Annotated in this window: 3 protein-coding genes and 1 pseudogene; 1 reads left to right on the forward strand and 3 read right to left on the reverse strand. The window is 68.4% G+C overall.

The window, feature by feature from the left end:
- On the reverse strand, positions 1–1,667 hold a 1,667-nt coding region (locus FVW27_RS08070), incomplete at its 3' end, for a PAS domain S-box protein (protein ID WP_167124197.1).
- Between the two features lie 352 nt (positions 1,668–2,019).
- Here FVW27_RS08070 and FVW27_RS08075 point away from each other — a divergent pair.
- Positions 2,020–3,189, forward strand: coding sequence for a glycosyltransferase family 9 protein (locus FVW27_RS08075; protein ID WP_208294698.1), 1,170 nt, complete (start codon positions 2,020–2,022; stop codon positions 3,187–3,189).
- Positions 3,190–3,383: 194 nt separating this feature from the next.
- Here the strand turns inward: FVW27_RS08075 and FVW27_RS08080 are convergent, their stop codons facing one another.
- On the reverse strand, positions 3,384–4,199 hold the full coding sequence (locus FVW27_RS08080) for a tetratricopeptide repeat protein (RefSeq protein ID WP_167124199.1): 816 nt from the start codon (positions 4,197–4,199) through the stop codon (positions 3,384–3,386).
- Positions 4,190–4,660, reverse strand: a pseudogene (gene nadD / locus FVW27_RS08085) (nicotinate (nicotinamide) nucleotide adenylyltransferase); the annotation flags it as partial. The pseudogene nadD and the gene FVW27_RS08080, both read right to left, overlap by 10 nt.

The raw sequence follows: 4,660 nt of genomic DNA on the forward strand, positions 1-4,660 counted from the left end.
GCAACGCCGAAGCGCCGTTCCGCCGCCGGGTTCCACAGCACCACCCTGTCGGCGGCGTCGGCCACCACGATGGCCGAGGGCATGGCGTCCAGCACGCCCTTCAGGTGGCGCTGGGCGCGGGACAGGGCTCGGTTGGCGCGTGAAAGGTCGGCCAGCAGGGCCTGGCGCTCGCGCTCCGACTCCATGAGCACCGTCAGATCGTTCAGGATGAAGACCACGGCATCGGGTGTGCCCGGTGCGCCGGCAACGGGGTACAGGCGCAGGGCCATCCAGCGGGTCTGTCCGTCGGGCGTGGCGTCGGGCGGAAATTCCAGCGGCTCGGTGGCGATGGGCTCGCCCGCAAGGGCGGCCTGGGCCAGCCCGTGCAGCCCGGCGTGCTGCACGTAGCGGTCCTGGTCCAGGGTGTACACGGCGGGGTTGCCCGTGGCTTCGGCAAGGCCGTGCAGACTCAGCCATTCGGCGTTGGCCTCTCGCAGGGTGCCGTCCGGATGCAGCAGGGCCATGGCGAAGGGGGCCTGGGTGAGCACCGCTCGGAACTGCTGCTCACGTGCGTGCAGGGCCTGTTCGGCTTTCTTCAGGTCGGTGATGTCGGTCAGCATCACCAGTACCGCCGGGCGGCCGTCCCACTCCAGCAGCACCCCGGTGCCGAACACCCAGCGTTCGCCATCGGGCACGCAGATGCGTAACGGAGGGTATGTGTCCAGCGGTTCGCCGCCCAGGCGGCGCATGTACCTGTCCCTGGCCACGGGACGGTCGGCGGGGTGCAGGTGGTCGGTGAACGGGGTGCCCACCAGTTCCTGCGCGGGGCGGCGCAGTATTTCGCCGATGCGCGGGTTGACGAAGCGCAGCAGTCCGTCCTGGATGACCGCTATGCCTTCCTGGGCATTCTGGAAGATGGACCGGTACTTCAGTTCCGCCGCAGCCAGCCGCTGTTCGGTGGCCTTGCGTTCCTCCACCTCGCGTTCCAGTTCCGCGCCGCGCCGTGCAAGGGCGCCCAGCGCGGTGACGAAGGTAAGCCCAAGCAGCGTGAACACGGTCACGGCCAGGGCCGCCGTGGCCAGAATGTACCGCCGTTCGCCGGCGTGCACGTCGCCAAGGTACGTGCCGGTGCCGATGTAGCAGGCCAGTTCGGGAATGGGCAGCACGAACGACAGCTTTTCTTCCGGCGCGCTGCCACCGGGCGGTGTGTAGCGGTACGAGAAATATCCGCCGTCGGGGTTCGCCTGTGCGGTCCTGATGAGTCCGGCTATGATGGGCACCCCGTCCGCATCGCGCAGGTCAAGGCCGCTGCGCCCTTCCATCTGGCGTTCGTAGGGCTGGACCATCACGGTGCCGTCGTAGCTGCTCATGAAGATGTAATTTGGACCGCGGGTATCGTTGAAGATCATGGTACGCACCCGCTCACGCACCAGCACCAGGGCATGGTCGCGGCCGTAGACGCCAGCGGCAAGTTCGTCCAGAACCGGTTGTACCTGGTTGCGGGCCAGCAGCACCATTTCGCGCAGGTGGCTGCGGCGATATGTTTCCGCCGTTTCCCAGAAGGTGTGCACCGCGTGCAGCAGGAACAGGGTGAACACTCCGCACGCCAGTATCAGCAGCAGCCACAGCCGCCGCACGGGCGGGCTGCGCAGCAGTGAGGAAAGGGCGTGGGGAGGGATGGCGTTCATGGGGTGCCTGGGGGTGCCTGGGGGGTGCGTGGGGTCTGGTCGTGCTGTCTGCCCATGGGCCATCAATCTAGCACCACGCAGCGCAGGATACTGTGATAAAGACGCCATGGCGCGCCAGTGCCCGCAGAGCCGAGCGCGGCAGGCATAGGATACGGCGCTTTTCTTTCCGCGCCGCTGCTGGTAGTGCTGTGCCGCAACGGCCCCCGGTTTTTCCGGAAGTGGACGCAATCCCCGTCAATATCTGAAATGCGACGTTAAGGAAACAGCGGCGACGCTACCGCGTGCTGCGGTGAGCGCTATATCCGCAGCGCGGCGATCGTGCAACCACGCCGGGTGTCCCGGCGGAGAATTGATGACCCTGCCCAAGACATGGCTGGTGGTGCGCCTGAGCGCGCTGGGCGACGTGGTGCTGACCACGGGCGTGTTGCTGTGGCTGCACCGTACCCGCGGCTGGCGCTTCGTGGTGCTGACGCGGCCGCAGTGGGCTCCGGTGTTCCGCAATCATCCCGCCGTGGACCGGGTGGCCACGGCGGACCCGCGCGATCTGCGCCCGGCCGCGTTGCCCGGTTTCGTGCGCGGGCTGGCGGCATCGCTGCCCGATGCGGGGCTGCTGGACCTGCATGGAACCTTGCGCTCGCGGTTGCTGGGGCTGCTGTGGCCCGGACCGGTGCGCCGCTACCCCAAATTTTCGCTGGAACGTCGTCTGTTCCTGCGGTCCGGCGGCAGGCTGTTCCGCGAACGGCTGCGCGCCAGCAACGTGACGCAACGGTACTCCCTGGCCGTGCAGGATGCGCCGCCGCCGCGTTCCGCGTTGCTGCCGCGCATCCTGCTGGACGATGCGGAGCGCGGGCGGGGCGTGGCCCTGCTGCGCGAGGCCGGACTGTTGCCCGCGGAAACGCCGATCGGGAGGCAGGATGGCGTAACGGACGGAACCCCCGTTCCGGCCCGCCCGCTGGTGGCCCTGCATCCTTATTCCACCCATCCGGACAAGGCCTGGCTGCCCGGCGCCTGGCGCGAACTGGCCGGGCGTCTTTCCGCCGCCGGGTATGCGTGGTTTGTTGTTGGTCGGTCCGGCGGAAAGGGAAATGCTGTTGCCGAAGCTGGGGGCGGCGATGCCACGCCCCTCTCCGGGCTTGTGGAGCAGGCCCGGCTTGCAGGCGGACTGGCGGCGGATTTCACCGACCGCACGGACCTGCGCGAAACCTGCGCGCTGCTGGCCGCCGCCGATGTGCTGGTGACCGGCGATTCCGGCCCCATGCATCTGGCTGCCGGGGTGGATACCCCGGTGGTGGCGCTGTTCGGCCCCACCACCCGCGAATGGGGCTTCTATCCGGAAGGCCCGCGCGACGTGGTGCTGGAAACCGGCGATGCCTGCCGCCCCTGTTCGCTGCACGGCAGCAGGCGTTGCGCCCATTCCGGGCGCTGCATGACGGGCATCGCGCCCGATGCGGTGTTTGCGGCGGTGCGGCGGGTGACTGACGGCGGGATGGCCGAGGCGGGCGCGGACGTGAAGAACCGCTGACGGCCGGCCCGATGGCGTCGGGTTTGGCTGGTGTCGGATTCGGCGGCAGCGTCCATGACGATGTGCGAAGTCCGCAAAACGGTACGGATTGCCCCGTGCCATGTCGATGGATGGAGAACCGGCGGGATGGCGTGCTGCGCTGCCCGCCTTTTTTCGTCAGCGTGTCGGGTGGGACAACCGCTGCCGCGCTTCCGTCAGCGCGAAAGGCGGGACAGCAGTTCCCGCGCCTCGGTCAGCGAAGGGTCGGACTGCCACGCGCGGTTGGCGTATTCGTACGCCTTGTCGCGCTTGCGCCATTCCATGTACAGCTTGGCCAGGTTCAGCATGGTGCGCGGGTGCGATCCGAATTGGCGCAACGCACGCAGGTACACGATTTCCGCCTTGGGGTATTCGCGCAGTTCCATGTACGCGGCCACTGCCCCGGAGTAGGCCGGAGCCTCGCCGGGAAAGCGTTCCAGCGCCGATTCGAACAGTTCCGCCGCCTCGTAGAACAGTCGGGCCCGCAGGAATCGCTGCCCGATGTCACTGAGCACCCCCGCCTCATGGCCCCACTCGTCGGCCACCCGGCGCAGCAGGGCCCGCCCGCGCGGCAGGTCGCCAGAGTCCAGCCTGGCCTGGCCGTTGCCGGTCAGTTCCATCTTGCGCATCAGCACTTTTTGGGCCTGCTCGGCCACGCGGGCGCGTTCCTCCTCCAGCATGGCGTGGCGGATGGATTCCAGGCGTTCGGCCAGGGGCAGTTCGTCACCGGGCGCGTAGGTCACGTACGGGCCGGAAAGCACCTTGCGCGTTTCAAAGAACTTGCGGATGACGTGATTCCTGTTGAGATCGTTGACGAATTCATGGATATGCACTTCCGTCTCAAAGCGTGCCTGCCCGATGAGCATGGTGCCTTCGTACGCCCTCAGGGCCTTTTCCATGGCTTCCAGGGCGCGGGCCAGATAGCCGCGCGCCAGATAGGCACGGGACCTCGCGATGTTGTCACGCACGGCCTTTGGGGCGGTCATTCGCATGGGGTGTCCTTGCCGGAATAGTGCGGGCCGGAGCAGTGCGAGCCGGAGCTGTGCGAGCTGGAACGGGGTGAGTCGGAACAGTGCGAGCCGGAAGATTCGGGGGTGGCGCAGTCGGGGGCGGAGCAGGAAGGAGCGGTGCCGTGCGCTGCGGGATCGGCATGGGGAGCCGGATCGGAGTGTGCCCAGCAGCGGCGCACCTCGTCGGCCTGGGCACGCAGCAGGCTGTCCACGTCGTCGGGCACCAGCAGACGGATGTCCGCCCCGCGCAGCCATTTGCCGCGCAGCAGGGACGCGCTGATGTCCAGCCGGGGCAGGGGCAGGAAGGTCAGGGTGGTATCGCCGTAGGGGCCGCCGCGCAGCAGGTGGCGCTCCATGCCCGGCGTGTCCTGCGGATGGTCAGGGTGTGGCGCAAGCGGGGGGGCGTCGGGCCAGTGGGCGGCCAGTGCGGCGCGGAAGGCTTC

Origin of the sequence: Nitratidesulfovibrio liaohensis (genome assembly GCF_011682075.1) — a bacterium.
GTDB lineage: Bacteria > Desulfobacterota > Desulfovibrionia > Desulfovibrionales > Desulfovibrionaceae > Cupidesulfovibrio > Cupidesulfovibrio liaohensis.